General features: G+C 71.4%; 21 protein-coding genes. 9 read left to right on the top strand and 12 right to left on the bottom strand.

Annotated features, from left to right (window positions below; translation table 11 throughout):
• The first annotated feature begins 47 nt into the window (after window positions 1-47).
• Window positions 48-2,486 carry a SpoIIE family protein phosphatase gene (locus AB0G52_RS19130; RefSeq protein ID WP_361337408.1) on the top strand — a complete coding sequence of 813 codons (2,439 nt, stop codon included), beginning with the start codon at window positions 48-50 and terminating at the stop codon, window positions 2,484-2,486.
• A gap of 47 nt (window positions 2,487-2,533) precedes the next feature.
• Here the strand turns inward: AB0G52_RS19130 and AB0G52_RS19125 are convergent, their stop codons facing one another.
• The 4 genes from AB0G52_RS19125 to AB0G52_RS19110 form a co-directional block, all read right to left on the bottom strand.
• The gene (locus AB0G52_RS19125) at window positions 2,534-2,929 is read right to left on the bottom strand and encodes an STAS domain-containing protein (protein ID WP_361337406.1); all 396 of its coding nucleotides are present in this window, start codon (window positions 2,927-2,929) and stop codon (window positions 2,534-2,536) included.
• Window positions 2,930-2,975: 46 nt separating this feature from the next.
• Window positions 2,976-3,287, bottom strand: coding sequence for an STAS domain-containing protein (locus tag AB0G52_RS19120; RefSeq protein WP_361337405.1), 312 nt, complete (start codon window positions 3,285-3,287; stop codon window positions 2,976-2,978).
• Complete coding sequence (locus AB0G52_RS19115) at window positions 3,287-7,456, bottom strand: SpoIIE family protein phosphatase (RefSeq protein WP_361337403.1); 4,170 nt, start codon at window positions 7,454-7,456, stop codon at window positions 3,287-3,289. Before AB0G52_RS19115 ends, AB0G52_RS19120 begins: the two co-directional genes overlap by 1 nt.
• Window positions 7,457-7,640: 184 nt before the next feature.
• On the bottom strand, window positions 7,641-8,006 hold the full coding sequence (locus AB0G52_RS19110) for an STAS domain-containing protein (protein WP_361337401.1): 366 nt from the start codon (window positions 8,004-8,006) through the stop codon (window positions 7,641-7,643).
• 232 nt (window positions 8,007-8,238) lie between these two features.
• Between AB0G52_RS19110 and AB0G52_RS19105 the strand changes: the two genes are divergently transcribed.
• Complete coding sequence (locus AB0G52_RS19105) at window positions 8,239-8,412, top strand: CsbD family protein (RefSeq protein ID WP_132891407.1); 174 nt, start codon at window positions 8,239-8,241, stop codon at window positions 8,410-8,412.
• Between the two features lie 119 nt (window positions 8,413-8,531).
• Complete coding sequence (locus AB0G52_RS19100) at window positions 8,532-10,769, top strand: SpoIIE family protein phosphatase (RefSeq protein WP_361337399.1); 2,238 nt, start codon at window positions 8,532-8,534, stop codon at window positions 10,767-10,769.
• On the opposite strand, the gene AB0G52_RS19095 is transcribed toward AB0G52_RS19100, so the two are convergent.
• Window positions 10,758-11,210 (bottom strand): ATP-binding protein, encoded by a 453-nt coding sequence (locus AB0G52_RS19095; RefSeq protein ID WP_361337398.1) that lies wholly within the window; start codon window positions 11,208-11,210, stop codon window positions 10,758-10,760. The two genes, AB0G52_RS19100 and AB0G52_RS19095, sit on opposite strands and share 12 nt — an antisense overlap.
• Before the next feature lie 170 nt (window positions 11,211-11,380).
• Here AB0G52_RS19095 and AB0G52_RS19090 point away from each other — a divergent pair, with 170 nt between their 5' ends.
• On the top strand, window positions 11,381-11,824 hold the full coding sequence (locus AB0G52_RS19090; protein ID WP_361337396.1) for an STAS domain-containing protein: 444 nt from the start codon (window positions 11,381-11,383) through the stop codon (window positions 11,822-11,824).
• Here the strand turns inward: AB0G52_RS19090 and AB0G52_RS19085 are convergent.
• Together AB0G52_RS19085 and AB0G52_RS19080 are read right to left on the bottom strand one after the other, a co-directional pair.
• The gene (locus tag AB0G52_RS19085) at window positions 11,811-12,653 is read right to left on the bottom strand and encodes an RNA polymerase sigma factor SigF (protein WP_132891403.1); all 843 of its coding nucleotides are present in this window, start codon (window positions 12,651-12,653) and stop codon (window positions 11,811-11,813) included. The genes AB0G52_RS19090 and AB0G52_RS19085 overlap by 14 nt on opposite strands.
• 204 nt (window positions 12,654-12,857) lie before the next feature.
• A complete protein-coding gene (locus AB0G52_RS19080) occupies window positions 12,858-13,199 on the bottom strand; it encodes an STAS domain-containing protein (RefSeq protein ID WP_361337394.1) in 342 nt (113 codons plus the stop codon).
• Window positions 13,200-13,575: 376 nt separating this feature from the next.
• Here AB0G52_RS19080 and AB0G52_RS19075 point away from each other — a divergent pair, with 376 nt between their 5' ends.
• The 4 genes from AB0G52_RS19075 to AB0G52_RS19060 are packed head-to-tail and all read left to right on the top strand — an operon-like array spanning window position 13,576 to window position 18,696.
• The gene (locus AB0G52_RS19075) at window positions 13,576-13,776 is read left to right on the top strand and encodes a hypothetical protein (protein ID WP_361337393.1); all 201 of its coding nucleotides are present in this window, start codon (window positions 13,576-13,578) and stop codon (window positions 13,774-13,776) included.
• Entirely contained in the window at window positions 13,773-15,281 is a 1,509-nt protein-coding gene (locus AB0G52_RS19070) for a cryptochrome/photolyase family protein (protein ID WP_361337391.1), read from the top strand. The genes AB0G52_RS19075 and AB0G52_RS19070 overlap by 4 nt, the downstream gene beginning before the upstream one ends.
• Before the next feature lie 53 nt (window positions 15,282-15,334).
• Window positions 15,335-16,918, top strand: coding sequence for an FMN-binding glutamate synthase family protein (locus AB0G52_RS19065; protein WP_132891399.1), 1,584 nt, complete (start codon window positions 15,335-15,337; stop codon window positions 16,916-16,918).
• 14 nt (window positions 16,919-16,932) lie between these two features.
• Window positions 16,933-18,696 carry a thiamine pyrophosphate-dependent enzyme gene (locus AB0G52_RS19060; RefSeq protein WP_361337389.1) on the top strand — a complete coding sequence of 588 codons (1,764 nt, stop codon included), beginning with the start codon at window positions 16,933-16,935 and terminating at the stop codon, window positions 18,694-18,696.
• A gap of 93 nt (window positions 18,697-18,789) precedes the next feature.
• Here the strand turns inward: AB0G52_RS19060 and mgtA are convergent, their stop codons facing one another.
• The 3 genes from mgtA to AB0G52_RS19045 form a co-directional block, all read right to left on the bottom strand.
• Window positions 18,790-21,468 carry a magnesium-translocating P-type ATPase gene (gene mgtA, locus AB0G52_RS19055; RefSeq protein WP_361337387.1) on the bottom strand — a complete coding sequence of 893 codons (2,679 nt, stop codon included), beginning with the start codon at window positions 21,466-21,468 and terminating at the stop codon, window positions 18,790-18,792.
• Window positions 21,469-21,690: 222 nt separating this feature from the next.
• Entirely contained in the window at window positions 21,691-22,683 is a 993-nt protein-coding gene (locus AB0G52_RS19050) for a diacylglycerol kinase family protein (RefSeq protein WP_361337386.1), read from the bottom strand.
• 118 nt (window positions 22,684-22,801) lie between these two features.
• A complete protein-coding gene (locus tag AB0G52_RS19045; RefSeq protein ID WP_361337384.1) occupies window positions 22,802-22,951 on the bottom strand; it encodes a hypothetical protein in 150 nt (49 codons plus the stop codon).
• Window positions 22,952-23,028: 77 nt separating this feature from the next.
• Between AB0G52_RS19045 and AB0G52_RS19040 the strand changes: the two genes are divergently transcribed.
• The gene (locus AB0G52_RS19040) at window positions 23,029-23,808 is read left to right on the top strand and encodes a hypothetical protein (protein ID WP_361337382.1); all 780 of its coding nucleotides are present in this window, start codon (window positions 23,029-23,031) and stop codon (window positions 23,806-23,808) included.
• A 225-nt stretch (window positions 23,809-24,033) separates the two neighbouring features.
• Here AB0G52_RS19040 and AB0G52_RS19035 read toward each other — a convergent pair whose 3' ends face one another.
• Both AB0G52_RS19035 and AB0G52_RS19030 read right to left on the bottom strand, forming a co-directional pair.
• Window positions 24,034-25,605: a Na+/H+ antiporter gene (locus AB0G52_RS19035; RefSeq protein WP_132891395.1), complete on the bottom strand. Its 1,572-nt coding sequence runs from the start codon at window positions 25,603-25,605 to the stop codon at window positions 24,034-24,036.
• Between the two features lie 458 nt (window positions 25,606-26,063).
• The gene (locus AB0G52_RS19030; RefSeq protein WP_361337380.1) at window positions 26,064-26,615 is read right to left on the bottom strand and encodes a helix-turn-helix domain-containing protein; all 552 of its coding nucleotides are present in this window, start codon (window positions 26,613-26,615) and stop codon (window positions 26,064-26,066) included.
• Between the last annotated feature and the right edge of the window lie 11 nt (window positions 26,616-26,626).

The following is a 26,626-nucleotide window of genomic DNA, read 5'->3' as shown; positions in this document are numbered from 1 at the left end:
ATCCCCGTCTCCCGTCACCGCCGAACCCCGTGAGGAACACCTGAGACATGGACGCATCGGATGTTGAGAACGCCGACCCGGTCGGCGCCCTTCGAGGCGCGACGGGCGTCTATGGCGTCGGCCCCGGCGACCGGCCGCCCGCCTTCGACGGTCTGGCCGCGGCCGTGCTCGACGATCGGGGCACGGTGGTGGGGTGGACCGGCACGGCACAGGACCTGACCGGGTTCCGCGCCGACGACGTCCACGGCCGCCCCGTGCGGGAGCTCGTGGCCGGCCTCCCGCACGACCCGCACAGGGCCGCACACGTGCCGGCGGCCGGCCGGGTACGACTGCGTCACCAGTGCGGCGACACGGTCGACGTCACCTTCCGGACCACACGGGTGAGCGGCTCGGCGGACTTCCTCGTGCTAGCGGCGCCCACTCCGCACGTCGCCGACCATCGGCACGGCGCGGCCCTCCTGCGCGCACTGTCCGCACAGAAACGGATCACGATCGCCCTGCACGACACGGATCTCACCACCGTGCAGACGAACGCCGTGCCGGACACTCCCGACGGCCGTCCCGTACAGCCCGGCGCCCGGCTGAGCGACGTGCTGTGCGCCGAGGACGCCGAGAGCATCGAGGCGGTACTGCGACAGGTGCTCGAGACGGGCGTCCCGGTGGTCCACAGGGAGCAGCGAGTGGGCTGGCGACAGCAACCGGCGCGGCGACAGGCGCTGTCGCTGTCCGCCTTCCGACTGGAGGACGCGCAAGGACACCCCACCGGAGTCGCAGCCGTGTACATAGACGACACCGACCGACCGCGTGCCCGCCGACAGCTGGATCTCGCCCACGCGGTCGCCGAGCGGGTGGGGGGCTCCCTGGATGCCGTGCGGACCGCACAGGACCTCGCGGACACCCTCGTACCCACCTTCGGTGATCTCGCGGCAGTCGACCTTGCGGACGCCGTCTTCGACGGTGACGAGCCCGCCGAGCTGCTGGGCGGCGGAGATCCGCATCTGTGCAACGCCGCCCTGGCGCCGGCCACCGCGGACTGGCCGCCCGGCATCCAGCGCGGCAACCCCGTTCCGTCCCTGTCCGACCACCCCCTCCTGCGCCGCTTCCAGCACGGCGAGACGGTCGTCTACGACCGGGACGACTACATCGCCCTGATCGGCGGCCCCCATGCGGCCGAGCAGTTCCTCCCGCACGACGTCCGGGCGGTGATGGTGGCACCGCTGCACGCCCGCAGCCTCACCCTCGGAGCGATCGTGGTCTGGCGCACCGGTCCCTCCGAACCGTTCACCGGGGACGAGGTGGATCTCATGCGGCAGATCGCCTCACGGGGAGCACTCGCCATCGACAACGCCCGCCGCTACACGCGCGAGCACAGAACCGCCGTGGCCCTGCAGCAAAGACTCCTTCCCCCGGCCACGACCGACACCCCGGCAGCCGAGACCGCCGGCGTCTACCTGCCCTCAGAGCGTGGCGGCGGCACCAGCGGCGACTGGTACGACGCCATACCCCTGCCCGCGCTCCGGCTGGCCCTCGTCGCCGGAGACGTGATCGGCCGGGGCATACCCGCCAGTGCCACGATGGGCCGGCTGCGCGCCGCCATCCAGACCCTCGCCGACCTCGAACTCGAGCCGGACGAGTTGCTCACGCGTCTCGCCGACCTGGTCCAGCGCCTCGCGGCGGAAGCACCCTCCGGCGACCACGACGCCGTGGGCGCCACCTGTCTGTACGCGGTGTACGACCCGGTCACGCGACGCTGCGCCATGGCCAGTGCCGGGCACCCGCCGCCGGTGCTCGTGCGGCCCGACGGGAGTGCCGAAGCCGTCGACATCGTCCCGGGGCCGCCCCTCGCCGTCCACGGCATGCCGTACGAGACGACGACGATCGACGTCGAGCCGGGCAGCGTCCTCGCGCTGTACACCGACGGCCTGGTCCAGCGAGCCGGACACGATGTCTGCGCCGGGCTCCAGCGGCTGACCGGTGCTCTCGCCACCTCCTGCCGCCCGGACCGCGCGCTGGAGGAGACCGGCAGGACCCTCCTCGACCACCTGGTGGACGAAGCACCACGTGACGACGCGACCCTGCTGCTGGCACGCACCCGCGCCGTACCCGCCCACGACACCGCTCGCTGGCGGATACCGGCTGATCCGGCTGCCGTCTCGGAGGCTCGGGCATGGGCGACCCGCCGGCTCACCGCATGGGGGCTGGACGACCTCCTGTTCCCCACCGAGCTCATCGTCAGCGAACTGGTCACCAACGCGATCCGCTACGGTCGTCCGCCGGCGGAGCTGCGACTGATCCGGCACCACGTCCTGGTCTGCGAGGTCACCGACTCCAACAGCGCCCAACCCCGTCTGCGCCGCGCTCGTACCACGGACGAGGGGGGACGCGGACTGTTCCTCGTCGCCCGACTCGCCGACCGCTGGGGCTGCCGCCACGGCCAGAACCACAAGACCATCTGGTCCGAACAGCCCCTCGCACGCGCCCACTGATCACACCCTGCGGGACTCGCGGGTCCCGTGTCAGCCTGCCGTGGGTGTCATGCGGACGGGCCGGCGCTGCCGTCGGCACCGGCCGCACCGAGGGCGGCCAGCGCGTCGGCGACCGTGTCGTGGAGGGGGAGCATCTGGGAGATGCCGGTCAGGGTCACCATGCGCACGAGACGGTCGGGGACGCTCGCGACCCGGAGCGAGCCGCCTGCCTCCTGAGCGGCTTGCAGCAGGACGATGAGGGTGCTGAGGCCGGTGGAGTCCACGTAGTCCACCTGGGCCAGGTCCAGGACGACGTGCGGGGAACCTTGCTCCACAACGGTCAGCGCCCGCGCGCGCAGCACGGGCGCGGTGTGCAGATCGATGTCACCGGCGACCACGACGACGGCTGTGCGGTCACCGGGGTGGCGGACGGTTGTGTCGAGGGTGTCGGTCACGTGAGACATCACTCCTGGCCGGGCGGGACGGTGCGGCTTTCTCCGGTGGTTCGGCTCAGCACTGCGGCCCGTCGCGGGTCTCGAGACCGCGGACGGTGACCAGATCGGCGAGGCCCGAGACGGAGAGGACGGGTCCGAGCAACGGGGGCACGATGAGTTCCAGCCTCTCGGCGTGGGCGAACAGCACGCTCAGCCCTGCGCTGTCGAGGTACTCCACCCCGGTCAGGTCCACGACCAGGGGACCCGAGCCGCTGTCCAGGGCTTCGGCCAGATCACCGACGTTGCTCATGTCGATCTCGCCGCTGACGGCCAGGCGGTCGGTGCCGTCCGGGCTCCGGCCGGGTGTCAGCGTGAGCGGGGTGGTCATCAGGCGATCCTCATCTGCATGTCGACGGTGGTACCGGACGGGCCGGGGGCGACGGTGACCTGCTGCATCAGTGCGTGCATCAGGGACATGCCCCGGCCACGGTGAGCGTTCTTCTCGGGCTGCGGAACCTTCCACCGGCCACTGTCGACGACCGTCACACGCAGCGTGTCGACCAGCGCTTCGGCGCGCAGCCGCACGGCTTCCCCCGGGGTGTGCCGGTGGCCGTGCTCGATCGCGTTCGCGCAGGCCTCCCCGGCGGCGACGAGGACGTTCTGCACCGCGTTCGGCGGCAGGTCGCACTGGTCGAGCCAGGAGCGCAACGCCCTGCGGACCGGCGCCAGCTGAGCGGACTCGGCCGGGAAGGACATCTCCAGCGGCGCCGGGTGACGGTAGAGCAGGAGGGCCACGTCGTCGTCGTACCCGCCGGCCGGCGCGAGCTTCGCCATCACCGCGCCGGCGAGATCCTCGACGGGCATGGCGCGGCCCTCCTGGACAGCGTCGCCCGCCTGCTCGATCCCCGCGGTGAGCGGACGCCGCCGGCGTTCGACGAGACCGTCGGTGTACAGCAGCAGCGTGGCCCGCGCGGGAAGGGAGCACGCGGCCTCCGGGCGCGGTCGGCCCGGTCGTACCGCCAGCGGCAGCGAACGACCCTCCTCCAGAAGCCGCGTGGTGCCGTCGGCGTGCACGAGGATGCCCGGCGGATGGCCGGCGCTGGAATAGGTGAGCTCTCCGGTGCCGGGGTCGAGTACACCGCAGAAGACGGTCGTGCACAGTGCGCCGGGAACACTGGCCGCGAACTGGTCGAGAGCCATCAGCGCCCGGGAGGGACTGGAATCCTGGAGCAGCAGTGCGCGGCAGGCGCTGCGCAGCTGCCCCATGACGCTGGCCGCCTCCAGGCCCCGGCCGACGCAGTCGCCGACGACGATGCCGATCCGTCCGTCGGCCAGGGCGACGGTGTCGTACCAGTCGCCGCCCACCTCCAGCGGACGCGTGGCGGGCTCGTACCGCACGGCGAAGCCCTCGGGGAGCCGCGCGGGGCCCAGGATGGCGCGCTGGAGCGCGATGGCGGTCTCCCGCTGCTGGTCGATCTGGTGCGCGCGGACCAGTCCCTGTGCGAGGTGCCCGGCCAGGAGCGACAGCAGCAGCCGGTCCTCGGAGGTGAACGGCCGGTGTCCGCCCGGATCGACCCACAGGACCATCGGGCCTTCGGGGTGCTCCAGCAGGACACCGGCACCGCTGTCGTCCGCCTCGGCGGTGAGCACGGGCCGCCGGCGCAGCGCCGCAAGCAGCTCCTGACGCTCGGTCGGCAGGTCCTCCCACCGCAGGTCCGCGTCGGTGGCCGTGAGCGCCGGTACGTCGCCGCCGGTGAAGACGGCGGCCACCACGGCGCGTGCCCGCCACAACGAGCGCAGCTCGTCCAGGGCACCGGACAGTGCCTCGGGCAGGCTGACGGCACGGGACAGGGAGGTGCTGAGCGCCGCCAGCGCCGTCTCACGCTGGACGGCGTAGTGCTCGGCCGTGACGTCGCGGAAGGTGCCGACGGTGACCCGGCGCCCGGTGTCCGGATCCTCGGCCTTGTTGAAGGTCACGGCGATCCACAGGCGACGGCCGTCACGATGCGTGACCGGGACGGTGTACGAGCCCTGGGAGTTCTCCAGCAGGCCGGCGAAGGCGTCGCCGACCTGCTGGTAGGCGCTCGGATCGGTGGCCTCGTCCGGCCACCACGGGTGGATCGGGGTGTACGGGAGGTCTTCGGGACCGTAGCCGAGGATGTCGGTGAAGGCCGCGTTGATCTCCACGACGGCCCCGGACTCGTCGCAGACGAAGAACGCCTCCTGGAGGGAGTCGATGAGCGCCGTCCGCCAGCGCAGGTGATGGCCGCGCAGCCGGGCCAGCTCGACGTTCGCGCGCACCCGGGCCAGCAGCTCGGCCGCGGCGAAGGGCTTCACCAGGTAGTCGTCGGCGCCTGCCTGCAATCCCTCGATCGACGCCTCCTGCCCGGCCTTGGCCGACAGCAGCAGTACCGGCACCGAGGCCGTACGCGGGTCGGCGCGCAGTCGCGCCACCAGCTCCAGGCCGTCCAGCCGGGGCATCATCACGTCGCTGACCACGAGGTCGGGAGTGCGGCGGCGGGCGGCGTCGAGTGCTTCGACGCCGTCCGTGACCGCTTCGACCTGGTACCCCGCGGCAGCCAGGATGCGGGTGAGGTACTCCCGCATGTCGGCGTTGTCGTCGGCCACCATCACCCGGGCGCTCCGGGAGGAGCCGGCACCGGACCCGGGCGCGACGGCTCCCACCCCTTCCGGGCGGTCCTCGGCCGCGGCGCCGACGTCAGCCGCCGGAAGCCAGCGCAGGGCCTCCTCCACATAGGGGTCGGCGGTGGCCGAGGCCGCGCTGCCGCCTGGTTCCGGCGCCACGGAGTCGCTGGACAGATGCGCGGTGCCGAAGGGCACCCGGATGGTGAAGGTGGTGCCCTTCCCCTCGGTGCTCTCGGCGCGGATCGTGCCGCCGTGCAGACCCACGAGCTCCTTCACCAGGGCCAGTCCGATACCGCTTCCCTCGTTGGACCGGGAGCGGGCGTTCTCGATGCGGTGGAAGCGCTCGAACAGCCGCGGCATCTCCGCCTCCGGCACGCCGGTCCCGGTGTCGGCCACGGTGACCACGGCGTGGGAGCCGCACCGGCGCACGGCCACGCGCACCGCTCCGTCGAAGGTGAACTTCAGCGCGTTGCTCAGCAGGTTCAGGACCACCTTCTCCCACATGCCGCGGTCCACGTACACCGGTTCGTCCAGGGCGGGACAGGCCACGTCGAAGGCGAGCCCGGCCCTCTCCATGGCCGAGCGGAAGACGCTGGCCAGCTCCGCCGTCACCGCGGCCAGGTCGACCGGCTCGTAGCGGGCCTGCATGCGCCCGGCCTCGATCCGGGAGAAGTCCAGCAGCGTGTTGACCAGCTTGCCCAGCCGCAGCCCGTTGCGATGGATGACGTCGAGTTCCTGACGTGTCTCCGCGTCCGCGTCGGTGAGCCGGGTGCGCAGCTCCTCGACCGGTCCCATGATCAGCGTCAGGGGAGTGCGGAGCTCGTGGCTGATGTTCGAGAAGAAGGTGGTCTTGGCCCGGTCCAGTTCGGCCAGTTCCTCCGCCCGCCGCTGCTGCGCCTCGTAGTTGCGGGCACTGCCGATCCCGGAGGCGATGTGTCCGGCGGTCAGCTCGACGAACCCCCGGTAGCCGTCGTCCAGGTCGCGGTAGCGGTTCAGGGCGGCCACGAAGAAGCCGTACGGCACGCTGCCTTGTTGCAGCAAGGGCACCACGAGCGCCTGCACGGGGGGCTCGGGCCAGTCACCGCCGGGCAGGTCGTCGAACGCGTCGCCGGTCAGCGGCGCCACCCGGGTCTCGCCCTCGGCCAGCGCCGCGGCGGGCCAGACACCCTCCGGGCCCGCGAGGGACAGGGTCTCCGGTGCGACGGGCAGGCCGGGGGTCACACCGGTCGCCCCGGCCAACCAGGCGGCGTCGCCGTCGAACAGGTAGGTCAGGGTGAAGGGCAGGTCCTTGCGGTTGCGGTCCAGCTGCTGGTCGGCGAAGGCCAGCACCTCCTGCTCGGTACGGAGCACACTCGGGTCGGAGCCCAGGTCCCGGAGGGTGGCCATGCGCCGCTCGCCGATCACCCGTTCGGTGTCCTCGCTGACCACGCACAGCATGCCGACGACGTCACCGGCGTCGTCCCTCAGCGGGCTGTAGGAGAACGTGTGGTACGTCTCCTCGGTGTAGCCGGAGCGCTCCAGGAAGAGGAGCAGCCCCTCGTCCCAGGTGGCCTCGCCCGTACTGAGCACGGCCTCGATGCGCGGGCCGATGTCCCCCCAGATCTCCGCCCACACCTCGCTCGCGGGCCGGCCCAGCGCCCACGGGTACTTGCGGCCGAGCGTGTCGCGCCGGTAGGCGGCGTTGCAGAAGAAGGTCAGCTCCTCGCCCCACGCCATCCACATCGGGAACCGGGAGGACAGCAGGATGCTGACAGCGGTCTGGAGACTCTGCGGCCACTCCTGCGGCGGGCCGAGCGGCGTGGCCGCCCAGTCGACCTCGGCAAGGTGCCCGCCCACCTCCCGGTCGGCGGCGAACACATCACCGGCGACCGCGGCCCGCGGCCTGTTCACCGGCCGGCCTGAACGCTCCACGCGACACCCTTCCCCTCATGCCGGCCAAGGTCCTTGGCCACGTCTGTGCTCCCCCAGGCGGTGCCCCCGTTCCCTTCGCGTGAACGCGCCGTTCCACGGCCGCCGTTCGCGGGTCCCAGAATAGTGCGGGCCCACCCCGGCACCCGCACGGGAGGCACCTCGGGACGCCGGGGCGCCCTCGTGCTCAACTGCCGCGCAGCGCTTCCGAAGCCGCTTGGACACTGGCGTGCAACGGGAACAACTGATCGATACCCGCCATCCGGAAGAGCTGGTCCATGGCCGGGCTCAGACCCGCGACCGCGAAGGAGGAGCCCACCGCCTGGGCGCGACGACAGGCCGTGATGATCACGGTCATCCCCGTGGAGTCGCAGTAGTGCAGGTCCGACAGGTCGGCGATGACGCCCGCGCCCGGATCCCGCAGCACCTCCTCCACGGCCAGCCGGAAGCGGGGCCCCGTGTAGTGGTCCAGCTCCCCGGCCAGGTGCACGACGACGGGCCCCGCCGGAGTGGGATGCGTACTGATGGCGAGAGTGCCCTCTGCGTCGTTCACCAGGTCTCCTGCGTGATCGGCCGACTGCGTGCGGGGCGGTGGACTCCGCAGCACTCGCACAGGCTTCCCCGCCCGGCGGGCCTCATCCTGTGGAGTACCGGCACATGGGCACCGTATTCCCCGCCTTTTCCGCAACAGGCGGTATCGGCACCTTGTTTATGAGGGGAAAGCAGGGGCACGAGCGGGTTACCGCGACCGCGGTCCCCAAGAAGCTACGAGGAGGCGTTGTTCCGTGACTGCCCACGAGAAGGCGCAGGCGAAGACCGAGCAGGCCAAGGGCAAGGCCAAGGAGGCCCTGGGAAGCGCGGTCGGCAACGACCGTATGGCCGCCGAAGGCCAGGCGGAGAAGAGCATCGGGGACGCCCGCGAAGCCAAGGAAAAGGCCAAGGACGCCTTCAAGCACTGACCTCCGCGTACCGGAAAGGGGCCCCTGTGAGGGGCCCCTTTCCGGTACGCAGGTCGGTCCGTGAATCTGGCAGCGAGGACGGTCCGTCGTTGCGTTCGGCTAGTGGAAGGTAGCGGGCGATGAGCCACGTCTCGGAACAGGAACCCGTACCTTCCTCCTCCGCAGGCCTTGACCGGACCGACACGGCGGACACCGAAGGCGATCTACGGGCCTTGTTCGGTCAGTCCACCGCCGTGTTCGCGTCCCTGGCCGGTCCGGCGCACATGGTGGAGGCGGCCAACGCCGCCTTCTTCACCGCGATCGGTGGCGATGCGCGGGCGCGAACCGGCGTGCCGCTGGGGCAGCTGCTGCCGGAACTCGCCGACCAGGGGTTTCTGGACCTGCTCGACCGGGTGTACCGGACCGGCGAGCGGTATGTCGGCCGCGGCGCCCGTGTCGTCCTGGGTTCCGGCCCGGACGCGCGCGAGGCGTTCTTCGACTTCACCTACGAGCCCCGGCTGGACGTCGGTGGCAACGTCATCGGCGTACGCCTCATCGGTGTGGAGACGACCCAGCTCATGCAGGCCCAGCGGTTGACGGCCGAGCACCGCGTCCTGCTGGAGCAGATCGCCCGCCAGGCACCGCTGGAGCAGGTGCTGGACGGCATGGCCCGCGCCATCGAGGAGCTGGCACCCCAGGACGTCCTCGTCTCCGTCCTCCTCGCGGACGCCGACGGCCGGCACCTGCGCCACGGCGCCGCGCCCAGCCTGCCCGACTTCTACAACCAGGCCATCGACGGCATCGCCACCGGCGAAGGAGTCGGCTCCTGCGGCACCGCCGCACACCGCAGAACACCGGTCATCGTCTCGGACATCGCCACCGACCCGTTCTGGGACGACTTCCGGGACCTGGCCGACCGAGCGCGGCTGGCGGCCTGCTGGTCCACTCCGATCCTGGCCCGGGACGGCTCTCTGCTCGGCACCTTCGCGATGTACCACCGCACCCCCCGCGCGCCGCAGGCCGCCGACCTGGCTCTGGCCAGGGTGTTCGCCGACACCGCCGCCCTGGCCATCGAACGTCACCAGGCCGAGGAGGCCCGCAGGGCCGCCGAGGCCAAGGAGAAGGCCGCCCGCGACGACCTCGCCTTCCTGCTGGAGGCCAGCACCCGGCTCACCGCCGGCCTCGACCAGACCCAGACCCTCCAGCGCCTGGCCCAGCTGTGCATCCCCAAGCTGGCACCGCTGTGCGCGATCGATGTCGTCGAAGCCGGCCGGGTGCGCCGCATCGCCACCGCCGCCCCCACCCCGGACGAGGACGCGCTGCTGGCCTCGCACATCCCGGTCTACGACGCCGCCGACGACGCCGTCGCCCGCGTCCTGGCCTCCGGACTGAGCGAGGTCGCCCGTCGCGCCCCCACCGGCCCCGGCCCCTGGCAGGACCTCAAGGTCACCGGCTACCTGTGCGTCCCCCTGCTCGACCGCGGCCGCGCCTTCGGCACCCTGACCCTGCTGACCACCGAGGACAGCGCGTTCGGCGGCCACACCGTCGCCCTGGCCGAAGAACTCGCACGCCGCGCCGCCTCGGCCGCCCTCAACGCCCGCCAGTACACGCAGCGCGCCGCCCTCTCCCGTGACCTGCAGGCAGGGCTGCTGCTGCCCGAGGTCCCCGTTCTGCCGGGAGCGCGGGTGGCCACGTACTACCACCCGGCCGGGGAGGGACTCGACATCGGCGGCGACTTCTACGACGTCTTCCCCCTCACCGACCTGACCTGGGCGTTCATGCTCGGCGACGTCTGTGGACGCGGTGCCACCGCCGCCACCACCACCGCACTGGTCCGCAACACCGCACGCGCCGTCGCCCCCCTCCTGCCGGGGCCGGACGCCGTCGTCCAGGCGATCAACAAAGCCCTCCTCGACCGCCCGAACAGCCACGGAACCGGGTTCGTCACCCTCGTGTACGGCCACCTCACGCCCGCCGCCGACGGGGGCCTCGACATCACCCTCGTACGCGCCGGCCACACCCTGCCCCTCCACATCCGCGGCAGCCGCGCCCCTCGCCCCGTCCGGTGCGAGGGTCTGCTCCTCGGTGTCACCCCACACCCCGATCCGGAGACCCACCGTCTTCACCTCGAACCGACCGAGAGTCTGCTCCTCTACACCGACGGCCTCACCGAGGCCCGCAACCAGCACGGGGAGCAGTTCGGCGAAGACCGCCTCACACAGACGCTGGCCACCCGGCGCGACACCAGCCCAGAAGCCGTCATCGACGCTCTCACCCGGGCCGTGCGCGCGTTCACCGGCACCACGGGCATGGACGACGACCAGGCCGCCCTCGTCCTGACGGCCACCTCAGCCGTCCGGCAAGCGTCAGACCGATGAGCCGAGCGCGATCCTGGCGGTGATCCGTTTGCCGGCCGCCTCAGGCATGACGGTGAGGTCGGCCGCGACCGCTTTCACGATCTCCAGGCCGTGCCGGCCCACCCGGTACGGGTCCGCCTGCTCGGCCGCCGGAATGTCCGGACGGCCGTCCCACACCTCCACCTCCACCGCAGCTTCCGCCCGGCGCAGCCGCAGCAGAAGGGGGCCGGGGGCGTACTTGCAGGCGTTGGTGACCAACTCGCTCGCCACGAGCTGCGCCAGGCCCAGGACGCGCTCCGACACCGTCGTGCCACAGTCGGCGGCTGCGACCCGGCCGAGGAAGACGGCCGTTCGGTGACGGGCCTCGGCTATGCAGGAGGCGTCTCCCGACAGGGGAATGGTCTCCTCGACCGCCGTCGCGTCCGCTCCCTGGCAACACTCGTGTTCCGGATCCGCACCCATCCGCCCTGCCACTCCAGCCTCAGTCGCTCACGCCGTCCTTCCGGGCGGGTATCCCGCCCGCGCAACGTCTATCTGCGGCAGGGCCATCCGGGAGCACTACCAGTACCATGTGCGAGCGGATCCTCGTCGAGGAAGCGGTTCTGGGCGGCACCGACAGATGCTGAGGGGCTGTGACGGACGACTACAGCGGGCGCCTTTCGATCACCCGTGGCCAGAGCGGTGGCGTCAGGGTGCTCACGGTGTGCGGCGAGATCGATCTCGACAGCGCCCCACAGCTCCTGGACGCCCTGACCGCCGACGGCGCTGCCGCCCAGGTGACGGTGGTGGATCTCAGCGGCGTCACCTTCATGGACTCCAGCGGCATCAACGCCCTCATCGCCGCTCATCACGCCGCGCAGGCCCAGGGCGGCCGACTGCGGCTCGCCGCCCCGAGCCCCGCCCTCTCCGAGCCCTTCGGGATCGTGGGCCTCACCGAGGTCATTCCCTGCCACCCCACCCTTCACGAAGCCCTCGCCGCCTGCACCCGGCAGCCGGAGGAACCGGACGCGGCTGATGCCCGCCACAACCGCGGCGGGCATCAGCGTGGCACCTCGAAGAGAATCAGCTGGTCGTGAGCATGCCCTCACGGAGTCGGGCCAGGCACCGGGACAGCAACCGCGAGACGTGCATCTGCGACACACCCAGGCGCTCGCCGATCTGAGCCTGGGTCAGCTCCTCCACGAACCGCATGTGGATGAGCTTCCGGTCGCGCTCGTCGAGTTCGGCGATCATGGGGGCGAGGGCGTGGAAGTCCTCCACCAGCTCCAGCGCCGCGTCCTCGGCACCGATGAAATCCTGCAGGGCGCTCTCGCCGTCCTCGCTGCCGTTGATCGCGGCGTCCAGAGAGGAGGAGTTGTAACCGTTGGAGGCCAGCCGGGCCTCGACGACCTCCTCCTCGGACAGGCTCATCAGCTCCGACAGTTCCTTGACCGTCGGATCGCGGTCGAGACGGGTACGCAGCTCGTCCGTCGCCTTGGCGAGCTGGACACGGGCCTCCTGGAGGCGGCGCGGCACGTGCACGGCCCAGGTGGTGTCGCGGAAGAAGCGCTTGATCTCACCGACGATGTAGGGGATGGCGAAGGACGTGAACTCCGCCTCCCGGGACAGCTCGAACCGGTCGATGGCCTTGATCAGGCCGATCATGCCGACCTGGACGATGTCCTCCATCTCCTCCGGCCCGCGGCTGCGGAAGCGGCCCGCGGCGTAGCGGACGAGGGACATGTTCATCTCGATCAGCGTGTTGCGAGCGTAGCTGTACTCCGGCGTGCCCTCCTCAAGGACCGCCAGCTGCCGGAAGAACAGCTTCGACATGTCGCGAGCGTCCTTGGGTGCCATCCGGGAAGGATCGGCGACCTCCGGCAACTCGGCCGTCCGGGTCCCCGCTGCCAGCGTGCTGGGCGCCATGCTGATTCCCCTCCCACGATCGATCTCACCACCGCCGCGTGCCGAAACGGCTCGACGACGCTTCGCCTGCCCCGTGATCCCACACTCATGCCTGCTCCCTGAACGAACGGGAGATGGCCGGCGGGGTGCTGCAGGTACAACTGCCCGGCGTTCCGAAAGCGTCGCCGCCCCTCAGCCCCTTCCACCAGGTCCCGGACGTCCGGACTACAGGCTCAGCTCGGCTGGGGGCACGTCGGGCAGAAGACGAGAGAGGTCGAAGAGGGTGGGATTCACGTCGGCCGCCATCAGCAGCAGCGACAGCGGCTGTGTGCGCAGTCCGGTCACGGTCGCCCGGCGCTTGGGGCCGCCGCTCGTGGTGGGGGTGAAGAAGAGGTGGAGGCCGGCGACGTCCATGAAGGGCGTGTGAGTCAGGTCCCACCGCAGGTCGGTCACCTGCGGCGGCAGCGCGTCGACTGCGGCGCGTAGCGGGGGCAGGGCGTCGAAGTCGATCTCTCCGCAGAGGGAGAGGCGTGCGGAGGTGCCGTCGATCGTGGTGGTGATGTTCATGCGGGCGTGCCCCCTTCCGGGGGTTGGTGAGCCCAAGGACGAAGCACCCCTGTTGAGGGGTGTACGACGATGGAGGGGGGCGGGTGCCCGGGATGGGGGCAACGCCCGAACTCCCCAAGGACCGGCACCGAGAGATGCCGGCCGGTCTCGTTGTCTTCCCTCCACCGTCACACAGATTCGCTTGCGGCCACGACTGCCTGGACGAGGAATTTCTGTGAAGCCCGCCACCGCCCAGGCCGACCGTTTGCATCCGCTCGGCCACAGCTCTCCGCCTCACCCGTCTGCCGCGCGCACCCGGCGCATCCGCACGGGCGTGCGGCACCGTAGAAGTACGGGAGGCGCCTGCGGCGCACTGACGACGGCTGAGGCGGTTGGCGTGGCGGACGAGACGGCCGGGACGACGCATGCGAGCGGAGCGGCGAAGGCCGATCCGATGACCTGTCTGGTGACCGGCGCCGGCGGCTACCTCAACGCACAGCCGGCGCCGGAGCCGCTGGACGCCGGGTACCGGGTGCGCTGCCCGCTGCACACGCCGCGTCGGCTCCGCCGGCCCCGGTACCCGCGGGACGCACCATGACCGACCCGCACTGGCTGTTCGGCGACCAGCTGGGCCCGCACTTCCTCACCCCGGGCGAGGACGGCGGGCCCGCCCGCGACACGTCCATGGTGATGATCGAGGCCCGCTCGGTGTTCCGGCGGCGCCGCTTTCACCGGGCCAAGGCCCACCTGGTGCTCTCCGCGATGCGTCACCGGGCCGCCGAGCTCGGCGGCCGCGTCCGCTACGTGCGCGCCGAGACGTACCGGGAGGGGCTGGGTGAGGCGATCGGCGACGCAGCCGTGACCGTCCACCACCCCACGTCCAGGGCCGCGCTGCGGCTGGTGCGCTCGATGGAGCAGGTGCGGGTCCTGCCCGCACGCGGATTCCTGCTGCCCCACGACGCCTTCCGCGCCTGGGCCGAGGGACACGACGCCGGCCGGCTGCGCCAGGAGGACTTCTACCACTGGGTGCGCCGCGAACTGGACCTCCTCATGGACGGCGACACCCCGGTCGGCGGACGCTGGAACCACGACCACGCCAACCGCGAACCCCCACCCAGGGGCGCGCGCACGCTCGGTGCGCCGAAGCCCTACCGGCCCCACGAGGACGACATCGACGCCGAGGTCCGCGCCGACCTGGACCGCTGGGAACGGGACGACGGCATCCGCTTCGTCGGCCGGGACGGCCCCCGCCGCTTCCCCGCCACGCGCCGCGAGGCCCTGAGCGCGCTGCGCCGCTTCATCGAGCACCGGCTGACCGGCTTCGGTGCGCACGAGGACGCGATGCTCGCCGCCGACCCGGTGATGAGCCACAGCCTGCTGTCCTCGTCACTGAACCTCGGGCTGCTCGACCCGCTCGAGGTGGTCACCGCCGCCGAGAAGGCCTGGCGCGCCGGACGGGCGCCCGTCAACAGCGTCGAGGGATTCGTCCGGCAGATCGCGGGCTGGCGCGAGTACGTCTGGCAGCTCTACTGGTACTTCGGCGAGGAGTACCGGCACCACAACGCCCTGCACCACCACGCCCGTCCGCCCGCGTGGTTCCTCGACCTGGACGCCGACGCCGTCACCGCCCGCTGCATGGCCACCGTGCTCGCCCAGGTCCGCGACACCGGCTGGACCCACCACATCCCCAGGCTGATGGTCCTCGGGAGCTTCGCCCTGCAGCGCGGCTGGGACCCGCGAGCGGTCACCGACTGGTTCCACCGCTGCTTCGTCGACGGATACGACTGGGTGATGCTGCCCAACGTCACCGGCATGTCCCAGTACGCCGACGGCGGCCGGATGACCACCAAGCCGTACACCTCGGGCGGTGCGTACATCCACCGCATGAGCGACCTGTGCGACGGCTGCGCCTACCGGCCCGGCGACCGCACCGGGCAGCGGGCCTGCCCCTACACCACCGGCTACTGGTCCTTCGTGCACCGCCACCGCACGCGGCTCGCCGCCAATCAGCGCACCTCCCGTGCCGTCCAGGGCCTGGACCGCCTCACCGACGCGCAAGACGTCCTGACCACGAACCACCGGTGGGACGGGCAGCCACCCTGACCGCCACCCCGTCTCGCAGGACTGGAGAGCGATTCCCCGGCAATGAGCAAGGCGTGACACGCATCGTAATCGTCGTCCTGACTCTCGTCGCAGGCGTTCTGGCGTCCCTGGCCGCCGCCTTGATCTCCCCATGGTGGCTGCTCGTCGCCGTACCGGTGCTGCTGCTGGCTCTGCTGGGCGCGTGGGACCTGCTGCAGCACCGGCATTCGGTGCTGCGCAACTATCCGGTCCTCGGCCACGCCCGCTTCCTCATGGAGCGCATACGCCCGGAGTTGCAGCAGTACTTCATCGAGCGGAACTACGACGGCCGTCCCTTCGACCGGGACGTGCGCAGCATCGTCTACGAGCGCGCCAAGGGCACGGACGCGGAGGAGCCCTACGGCACCGAACGGGACGTGTACCAGACCGGCTACGAGTTCCTGGTCCCCTCGATGGCGCCACGAGCGGTGCCGAAAGAACAGCCGCGCGTGCGGATCGGCGGTCCCGACTGCGCCCGGCCCTACGACATGGCACTGCTGAACGTCTCCGCGATGAGCTTCGGATCACTCTCCGCCAACGCCGTCCTCGCCCTCAACGGGGGCGCGGCGGCAGGGGGTTTCGCCCAGGACACCGGTGAGGGCGGACTGTCCGAGTACCACCTCCGCCCGGGTGGTGACCTCGTCTGGGAGATCGGCACCGGGTACTTCGGCTGCCGCACGCCCGAAGGCGACTTCGACCCCGCCGAGTTCTCCGACAAGGCCGCACACGACCACGTCAAGTGCGTGTCGCTGAAGCTGTCGCAGGGCGCCAAGCCCGGCATCGGCGGTGTCCTGCCGGGTGCCAAGGTGAACGCCGAGATCGCCCGGGTCCGCGACGTGCCCGAGGGGCAGACCGTCGTCTCGCCGCCGTACCACCGGGTCTTCTCCACCCCGCGGGAACTCGTCCGCTTCATCGCCCGCATGCGTGAGCTGTCCGGCGGCAAGCCCGCCGGGTTCAAGCTGTGCGTGGGCTCGCGGCGGCAGTTCCTGGCCGTGTGCAAGGCCATGCTGGAGGAGGGCACGGCGCCCGACTTCATCGTCGTGGACGGCGCCGAGGGCGGGACCGGCGCGGCGCCGCTGGAGTTCGCGGACCACGTGGGCACCCCGCTCACCGAGGGTCTTCTCACCGTGCACAACGCCCTCGTGGGTACCGGCCTGCGCGACCGGATCAGGATCGGCGCGAGCGGCAAGATCGCCACCGGGACCGACCTGGTCAAGCGCATGGTGCAGGGGGCCGACTACGGCAACGCCGCGCGGGCGATGATGTTCGCCGTCGGGTGCATCCAGGCACAGCGGTGCCACACGAACACCTGCCCCACCGGCGTCACCACCCAGGACCCCCGCCGCGCCCGCGCCCTCCACGTCCCGGACAAGACGGCGCGCGTCCAGCGCTTCCAGGAGGCCACCGTGGCCAGCGCGTTGCAGATCATGGCGTCCATGGGGGTCACCGACCCCGCGCAACTGCGTCCGCACATGCTCCGCCGGCGCGTCGACCCCTTCACCGAGCGCTCCTACGAGGAGCTGTACGAGTGGCTCCGGCCCGGGCAGTTGCTCGCCGAGCCGCCGGCCTCCTGGGCGGCCGACTGGAACGCCGCCGACCCCGACCACTTCACCGTCTGAACCGGAGGACTCACGTGGCCCGTACCGTTGCCCGCGTCATCGTCGACGCACTGAGCGAACTCGGCGTCCGCCAGGTGTTCGGCGTCGTGGGAGACGCGCTCAACCCCCTGACCGACGCCATCCGCACCACCGAGAACCTCGAATGGGTGGGCTGCCGGCACGAGGAGGCGGCCGCGTTCGCCGCCGGCGCCCAGTCGCAGCTCACCGGAACGCTCGGGGTGTGCATGGGCACCGTCGGGCCTGGTTCCGTCCACCTCCTGAACGGCCTGTACGACGCGGCCAAGAGCCACGCCCCGGTCCTCGCGATCGCCGGCCAGGTACCGCTCGCCGAGATCGGCAGCGACTACTTCCAGGAGGTCGACAACGACGCCCTCTTCGCCGACGTGGCCGTCTTCCGCGCCACCGTCACCTCCCCGGACCAGCTGCCGCAGATGCTGGAGACGGCGGTGCGCCACGCACGGGGCCGTAAGGGCGTCGCCGTGCTCACCGTCCCGGGCGACCTGGGCGAGCGGGAAGTGACCACCGACCGCCCCGCCCGGTTCTCCCTGAACAGCCCCGTGAGCCGGCCCGACGAGTCGGCCGTCCGCCGTGCCGCGGACATCCTCGACCGCTCCGAACGCGTCACCCTCCTCGTCGGCGAGGGAGCCCGAGGCGCCCGCCAGGACGTCCTCACCCTCGCCGACCGCCTGGCGGCGCCCATGGTGCTCACACTGAAGGCCAAGGCCGGTTTCGAGGGCGAGGCCAACCCGTTCCAGGTCGGCCAGACCGGCCTGATCGGCAACCCGGCCGCGGCGGCGGCCCTCCAGGACGCGGACACGCTCCTGATGCTCGGTACGGACTTCCCCTACCGGGACTGGTATCCCGAGGGCCGGACCGTGATCCAGGTGGACACCGAGGCCACCCACATCGGACGCCGCGTACCGGTCGAGCTCGGGCTGGTGGGGGACACCGCCGTCACCGTACGCGACCTCCTCGACCATGTCACCGCCGCGCCCGCCGGGTCCGAGGGCGCCCGCGACCGCTCGCACCTGGAGAAGGCACGCGAACGCTTCGACCAGTGGCGCACCGGTCAGGCGCGGCTCGCCGACCCGGCACACGACAAGGGCCTCCTGGGCCGGGTCCGCTCCGCACTGGACAACCGCAGCCACGACATCCGCCCGGAGGCCCTGGCCGCGGCCGTCGACCGGATCGCGGCCGACGACGCCGTCTTCACCTCCGACACGGGCATGGCCACGGTGTGGCTGTCACGCTTCGTCGAGATGCGTGGCGAACGCCGCCTCATCGGCTCCTACAACCTGGGCTCGATGGCCAACGCCATGCCCCAGGCGCTGGGCGCCCAGTGCCTGGACCGCGAACGGCAGGTCGTCGCCTTCTGCGGCGACGGCGGACTGAGCATGCTGCTCGGCGACCTCATGACCCTCAAGACGTACCGCCTGCCCGTCAAACTCGTCGTCTTCGACAACCGGCGGCTGGGCATGGTGAAACTCGAACAGGAACAGGCGGGCCTGCCCGAGTTCGGCACCGTGCTCGACAATCCCGACTTCGCCGCCGTGGCCGAGTCCATGGGCATCACCGGCATCCGCGTGACGGAACCGGCCGATGTGGAAGACGCCGTACGACGCGCCTTCCGCACTCCCGGCCCGGTACTGCTCGACGTCCTCACCAACCCTGACGAGATCGCCGTCCCGGCCAAGCCGACTGTCGAACAGGGCTGGGGGTTCGCGTTGGCCAAGATGAAGGAAGTCGTCCGCAGCCACGGAGAGCCGGGCGAGAACTGACAGCGATCCGCGCATGCGGCAAGGCATCAGCCGTGCCCCGGCTCCTTTGGCGGGTGGCCCTCGCCGTCCTGGGGTTGCGGCTGCCCGGCTTCGTCATGCGCTCAGACGGCGGCGCGGTCCCCGGTCGGCGGAGGCTTGCGGGTGCGGCAGCCGGGTGACGGTGCTGAACCGTGCTGCGCGGCGGCGTAGGTACCGGTGACCGGGGGCCGGTCGCGGGCGGGCCGGTGCACGCGCGGTCCGGTAGAAGATCCGCTTGGCGAATTCGACGAGGATCAGGTAGACGACGACCATGGCGGCCACGGCGGCGAAGAAGCCGGCCGGGAGCAGTCGGAAGCCGAGGACACGAGCCAGCGGGGTGGCCGGCAGGGCGGCGCCGAGGGCGACGACACCCAGCGCCGTGAGGGTGAGGGGCAGGCTCGGGCGGCTGCGCCAGAAGGGCACCCGACGGGTGCGGATGGCGAAGACGACCAGGGTTTGTGTGGCGAGGGACTCCACGAACCAGCCGGTGTGGAACTGGGCGGCGCCGGCATGGAAGACGCCCAGCATCACGGCGAAGGTCACGAAGTCGAACAGGGAGCTGATCGGTCCGAAGCAGATCATGAAGCGCCGGACGAAGGCGATGTCCCAGTGCGCGGGCCGCCGCACCTGCTCCTCGTCGACCTCGTCGGTGGGGATGGCGAGCTGACTGGTGTCGTACAGCAGGTTGTTGAGCAGGATCTGAGAGGGCAGCATCGGCAGGAAGGGCAGGAAGAGTGAGGCCCCGGCCGCGCTGAACATGTTGCCGAAGTTGCTCGAGGTGCCCATCAGGACGTACTTGATGGTGTTGGCGAAGATGCGCCGGCCCTCGGCGACTCCGTCGGCCAGGACTCCGAGGTCCTTCTCCAGCAGGATCACGTCGGCCGCGTCCTTGGCCACGTCGGTGGCCGAGTCCACCGAGATGCCCACGTCGGCGGCGTGCAGCGCGAGGGCGTCGTTGACACCGTCGCCGAGGAAGGCGACGTCGCCGCCGGTCCTCCGCTGGATCCGCACGATGCGGGCCTTCTGCTCGGGGCTGACCCGGGCGAAGACGGTCGTGCGGCCGATGGCGGCGGTGAGCCGCTCGTCGTCCATGGCGTCCAGGTCGGTCCCGGTCAGCACGGCGGCGTCGGTCAGACCCAGGTCGTGGCAGACCTTGGCGGCGACCGCGGGGTTGTCCCCGGTGACGATCTTCACCGTGATGCCGAGCGCGGCCAGCCGCAGCAGTGCCTCGCCCGCGTCGGGTTTGGGCGGATCGAGGAAGACCAGCAGTCCGGCCAGGCGCAGGTTGTGCTCGTCGGCGGCAGCAGGTGCGGTACCGGTCGCGGCGGGACGGCTCGCCACGGCGACGACGCGGTTGCCGGCGGCGAACTCGGCTTCCAGGGCGTGACGGGTCGGCCCGGGCACCTGCACGCAGCGTTCCAGTACCGCTTCCGGGGCGCCTTTGGTGATCAGCACGGCGTCACCGGCGGTGTCGGCGACGGTGACGGACACCATCCGCCGCTCGTGGTCGAAGGGCAGGACGCCGGTCCGCGTCCACCCGCTCGGTGACGAGCGCCGGGCGGCCGCGGCCGGGGAGTCCCACAGCGCGTCGTCGAGCGGGTTTCCCCCCACGGGCCGGCCTCGGTCGTCCACGTCCGTCTCGGTGCACAGCAGGCCGAGGCGCAGCACTTCGTCCGCGGAGGTGCCGGCGACGGGTACGGCCCGCATGAGGTCGATGCGTCCCTGCGTGAGGGTCCCGGTCTTGTCGGTGAACAGCACATCGACGTCACCGAGGTCCTCGATACACACCAGTCGCTTGACCAGCACCTTGCGTCGGCTCATGCGCCGGGAGCCCGCGGCGAGGCTGGTGGAGACGACTGCGGGCAGCAGTTGCGGGGTGATGCCGACCGCGATGGCCAGGGAGAACAGCAGGGCGTCGATCAGCGGCTTGTGCAGGGCGACGTTGATGATGAAGATCGACGTGGTCAGTGCCCCGGCGACGTAGACGAGGAGCAGGGAGAAGCGGCGCAGCCCCACCTGGAACTCGGTCTCCAGCTGGTGTCCGCTCAGACCGGCGGTGATCTTCCCGAACTCGGCCTCGGCGCCGGTGGCCACCACGACACCGCGGCCGCTTCCACAGTGCACCACGGTGCCCATCAGGGCGCAGCCGGTCAGATCCGCCAGTGGTGTGCCTGCCGGCACGGCAGCAGTGTCCTTCGCGACCGGCAGTGACTCCCCGGTCAGCACCGACTCGCTGCACTCCAGCCCGGCGGTCGCGAGCAACCGCAGATCCGCGGGCACGATGTCACCGAGCCGCAACTCGACCACGTCACCCGGGACCAGGGCGGTGACCTCCACCTCCTGCGGTCGCCCGTCGCGCAGTACGACCGCCCGGTGCCGGATCTTCGCGTGCAGTGACTGGGCGGTCTTCTCCGCCCGGAACTCGTTGACGAAGCCCAGACCGACGGAGAGCGCCACGATCACCCCGATGATCACGGCGTCGCTGCGCTCCCCGACGAAGTACGACACCACGGCCGCGGCCAGCAGGAGGCCGAGCAGCGGGGACCGCAGCTGATGCCAGAGCACCAGCCACGCCCGGGCCCGGTGCGAGTGGACGGCGTTCGGCCCCCAGCGCTTCAGCCGTCGTGCCGCCTCCTCCGCCGAGAGACCGTCGGCGGTCACCTCGAGATCACGGAGCACCTGCGCCGTGGGCAGGGCGGCCGCCGCGACGGCCCGCCCCCCGGCCACCGGCCTCGCCCCGACAGCGGTCACCATCAGCGACCACCGCCCGGCCTGCCGGACCCCCACAGAGGGGAACGCGTCGGCACGGAGCCGAACGCACGCCGGGCCATGCCGGGCGGACGGAAGGACGGGCGCGTGCACGGATCATCTGGCAGTGGCCTCACACTCCCACCTTCGCCCTTCGCCGCTCACGCCCCCATGGGCCGACAGGGCCCTGTCCAGGGGACCAGTCGCCCACCGTGCGGCGTGCCCGGGTCAGTCGGCGCGGCGGCCGGGGGACCGCCCGACGAGCGAGGTGGCCCGCTGGACGACGGACCAGCCCGGCGGACGCCATCCCGTGCGCGCGGCGCCCGGCCGATGCCGGGGAACCCATACCCGAAGCGTCCCGGGACTGATCCGGCACCGCACGGGAGCGGGCAGCGTGACGGCTTCGCCGTCCAGCCCGACGGCGACGCCCGGGGCGTCGGCGTGAACGACGACGTCGTCAGGTGTCGCCAGCCGGGTCAGTCCGCGCATCTGTCCGCTTCGCAGCCTGGCGGCCGTCTCGGCGGGTGTCTCCGCCCGGGCGGCCAGGACGCCCAGGAGCCCGGAGTCGAGCTGCGCACGTCTGTCGAGCCCGGCCGGGTCGTCGAGCCGGTAGGGGTTGTTGCTCACCAGTACGGCGTCCGGCCGGTCCACCGTGAGCAGTCCCGTGCGTACCACCAGCTCCGGTCCCTGGTGGCGGGCCAGGAACTCCGGGAGGATCCTCACCATCGTGCCGATCTTGTCCTCCCGGTAGGCGGGGTCCTGCACCAGGGCGGCATACGCTCCGAACGACACGTTGTTGACGAACGCCCGCTCGCCCGCGTACCCGAGATCCACGCGCAGCTCGACGCCGTCCGTGAGGGCCTCCAGTGCGGCTGAAGGGTCCGCACGGTCCAGGCCGAGATCCATCGCGAAGTGGTTGCGGGTACCCGCCGGGACGACGACGAAAGGCAGGCCGCTTTCCGCGGCCACCGCGGCGACCAGTGCCTGGGTGCCGTCTCCGCCGGCCACTCCCAGCAGATCCGCGCCGTCGTCCACCGCGCGCCGGGCGACAGCAGCCAGGTCCTGGTCCAGGGAAGGATCGATCAGAACGACCTGAGCCCCTGACGCACGGGCCCGCTCCGCGATCCGGAACCGGCTCGCCTTCCCTCCGCCCGAACGCGGATTCACGATCAGAAAGGGCCGCCGCGCGCCGGTCGCAGCTCGCGCCGCGTTCTCGCTCACGCCACCTGCCCGGAAGCCGCACGCGTCGCCCCGGCGCACGTCACCGGCGACAGCGGGACCGCCACGACCACGCCCGCAGCCGGCAGGAGCGTCCCCCACCGGGCCGACGCTCCGGTGCTCACACCTGCGGCCACCGCCACCACGGCACTCCTTCGACAGTCGCGCCCCACGGCACCAGCTTGCCGCTCAGCATGAGCATCCGCACCTGGGCCTTTGCGGTCGACAGACCGGGACGGGTGCGCGCCTTCTCTGCAGTGAGGTGGATCACATGCCGTTCGTTGCATCCCTCTGTGTGGCCGCTGCGTCTGGTGCATCGACTCGATCTTCTGTGGAGGGAAGTAAAAAGTGGCTGATCGTACCCTTTTAGGGGTGGCGGCTCTGTGTGTGACGGCGGTGGTGACGCTCACCTCCTGCGGAGAGGGCGAGAAGGCCGACGCCAAGGCGGCGGGGGCCTCCGTCTCCGCATCGGCTTCGTCCCCGACGCCGTTTGAGGACTTGAGCCCGGCACAGATCGCCGAAGAGTCCCGGCTGGCGATGGCGAAGCTGAGGTCCGTGAGGGTCACCGGCTCTGCGACCGTCGAGGGCAAGGAGATGACCCTTGACGTAGCGGTCGCTGGAAAGAGGAACTGCCTGGGCACCTTCGGTATCGGCGGTGGGACCGGCCAGGTCCGCTGGTACGGCGGCTACACCTATACGAAGGGCGACAAGAAGTTCTGGCGGGAGTCCGCCGCAGAGGCGGGCGTGTCCTCCCGGCAGGCTGACGCTGTCGTCGGACTGCTGGCGGGACGCTGGATCAGGAAGCCGGCGGGATCCCCTGATGTGGACGACGAGTTTCCCTTCTGCGACACCGCCGTCATGTTCACAAAGGACCAGTCCGAGAACGCTCTCAAGAGGGGCGCCGACACCGACGTCGACGGCACCCGCGGCGTGACGCTCACGGGGAAGGACGGTGCCGCGACCCGGACCCTTGTGGTGGCCACCGTTGGACAGCCCTACGATCTCCGGATGTCCGTCGAGGGCGGCAAAGAGCCCCAGACGGTCGAGTTCTCGGGGTTCGACAAGCCGGTGACCCTCGCGCCACCGCCCACCAAGAACGTCATAGACATGAACAAACTGCATGGCTGATCGCGCCCGCGCTGACGAGTCGCTGCACGCCGTCCGGAGGGGCGCGCGACGAAGGTGGAGGGCGAGCTAAACACCGCGGGCTACGTCATGGACTTCCACGCGCACCCCGCCCGACAACAGCCGGTCGCCCGCACCGTGGCCGTCGTAAGAGAAGGAGGATCCTGGCGCTGGTGCCTGGACACCCCGGGGGCAAGGGGCGTGAGGTACGACAGCGAGCGCCTTTCTTCAGCCGTCCGCCAGTCGGGTCTCTTCCAGGTCCAGGGAGCGCTGCAGGCGCCGGCGGGTGGTGTCGCTGATGCGGTGGGTGTCGTACAGGTTCTGCAGCTCCGACGTCTCGACGGCGATCAGGTCGCGGCGCAGCTGGCGGTAGACGAGGTCGGCCGAGTCGGTGGCTGCGGCGGTGCCGTTGTTCTCGGCGAGGCGGTCGCGGGCGTCCTCCAGACGGGCGTTCAGGCCGCGTCGCAGCCGGTCGAGGACGATGTCCGGTACGGCCTCCAGCTCAGCCAGTTCCTCCAGGCGGGCGAGGCCGGCGTGGGCCAGGTGGGAGCGGGCCTCGTTCTCCTCGCGTTCGGTGTGGGCGGGCTCCAGGGCGATGCCGGAGGCGCGGACGACCGGGGCGAGGGTGAAGCCCTGTCCGACGAGGGTGACGACCACGACCGAGGTGGTCAGGACCAGGACCAGCGGCCGGTCGGTGAGCGGGGTGCCGTTCCTGGCGATCTCGGGGATGGACAGGGCGGCAGCCAGCGGCATCACCCCGCGTGTCCCGGCCCAGGTCAGCACCATCGGCACCCGCCAGTTCATGCGGCTGATGCCGCCCTTGCGCTGGACGACCGCCGACAGCGGCGCGATCCACAGCAGGCGGACGGCGATGAGGGTGGCGGCGACGGCGAGGGCGTACAGCGGCCAGGCCCGGTCACCGGCCAGGGCCCGCACCTCGCCGGGCAGTGCCAGCCCGATCAGCGAGAAGACCACGCTCTCCAGCAGGAACACCACCGTGCCGTAGACGGCGTGCAGCTGGAGTCTGATGCGGGCGTTGGTGAGCCGGTCGCCCCGGCCGCCGAGGATCACCCCGGCCACCACGCAGGACGTCACTCCGGAGGTGTGCGCGGCCTCCGCCAGCAGGTAGGAGGCGTACGGGGTGACCAGCGCGATCACCGTCTCAAGCACCGGGTCCTCGGTGCGGCGCCGGATCAGCATGATCACTCCGGCCACCGCCGCCCCGATCACCGTGCCACCCCCGGCCAGCAGCAGGAACTGGCCGCCCGCCGCACCCCAGTTCGCCGCCGTCGAGGCGATCGCGATGCCTGCCGCCACCCGGACCAGCACCAGCGAGGTGGCGTCGTTGAACAGGCTCTCCGCCTGTACGAGGACCTGCACCTTCGGCGGCAGGGCGAGGCGGCGGCCGAGGGCGGTCACGGCCACCGGGTCGGTGCTGGCCAGTACCGCGCCCAGCACGAACGCCATCTCCCAGGACAGCGGGGTGACCAGGGCGGCCACCGCCGCGACGGCCGCCGCGGAGGCGAGGACCAGCCCTATCGCGAGGATCCCGACCGGTTTCCACACCGCCCGCAGCTCCCGCCACGGCATGTCCTCGGCACTCGCGTACAGCAGCGGCGGGAGCACGACGAGGCCGATGACCTGGGGGCTGATCTCGATCTGGGGGGTGCCCGGCAGGAGCGCCACCGCGAGGCCGGCGACGACCAGCAGTGAGGGGGCGGGGATGCGCCAGCGGCGGGCGAAGGTCGCCACCACGGTGGCCAGGACGACCAACGCGAGTACCGTGCCGACGCTCCGCATGCCGTCCTCCTGGGACTGAAAGGGGAGCCACCCCGGCTCCCCTGCCGACCAGACTTCCCGGCACACCGCCTTCACCCTATCGGCCCAGGTCACGACAAGGCAGTGTCAAGGTCTTCGGGACCGACGCCAAGGAAGCGCCAAGACCCGTCCCGGACGGCCGCCCAAGAGGTTCCGCGAGTAGGGGACGAGCGGTCACGGTCGGTGGCGAGGAGTGGGTCGAGACGATGGGTTCCTACGGCGAAGCCGAAGAGTAGACCCGTTCCTGGTCGGTATCTTGCGCGCCAGCCGCGCGGGGGGAGTTCGGCGTCTTCGACCCCGCGCTGTTCCGACGTCTCCAACGTGAGCCGCCCCCGCTGTGTACCGTCCCCGGTCGAGGCGCTCATCGGCTGGTAGGCACTTCCGAGAGGCTGCCGGGGCCGTCGAGGTAAGCCGGTAGGGCGATCGTCTCCGCAGGGTGGCTACACGCAACGCCGCGGCGACAGTCCGTCCAGCACGATGTCGACCGCCCTGTCTACAACAGCACGGTCACCCCGGGCGTTGGCCAGCGCCCTGATCAGCACGTAGATCTCGTCCACCGTTGCGTCCGCGCGCACCTCGCCGGCTTTCTGGGCCCGGGACAGCAACACCTCGACGGCGTGCCGCAACGCAGAGGCTGCAGCTTCTACTTCATCAGTGGCGTTCCCCGGATCAGCGGACTCCTCCAGCAGCGCGATGAGCGCGAGCTTCGCCGGTGCGCCTGAGACCATCTCCCGCAACGTCGTCCGGAAGGCAGCCCCTGCCTCGCTGTCCTCGCCTCGCGCCCGCGCTGTGTCGGTGAGCAGGGTGAGGTGCCGCACGATCGTGGCCTCGATCAACAGTTGCTTGGTCGGAAAGTGCCGGAACACGGTGCCGATCCCGACGCCAGCCCTGCGAGCGACCTCCTCGGTCGAACCGGCTTTCCCGGACTCGCCGAAGACCTCTTCGGCTGCGGCCAGCACCCGGTCCCGATTCGCCTGCGCGTCGCTTCGCATCCAGCCATTGT

Origin of the sequence: Streptomyces sp. NPDC021562 (assembly GCF_040640875.1) — a bacterium.
In the GTDB taxonomy this organism is placed as follows: domain Bacteria; phylum Actinomycetota; class Actinomycetes; order Streptomycetales; family Streptomycetaceae; genus Streptomyces.
This window is presented reverse-complemented; position numbering and strand designations above follow the sequence as displayed.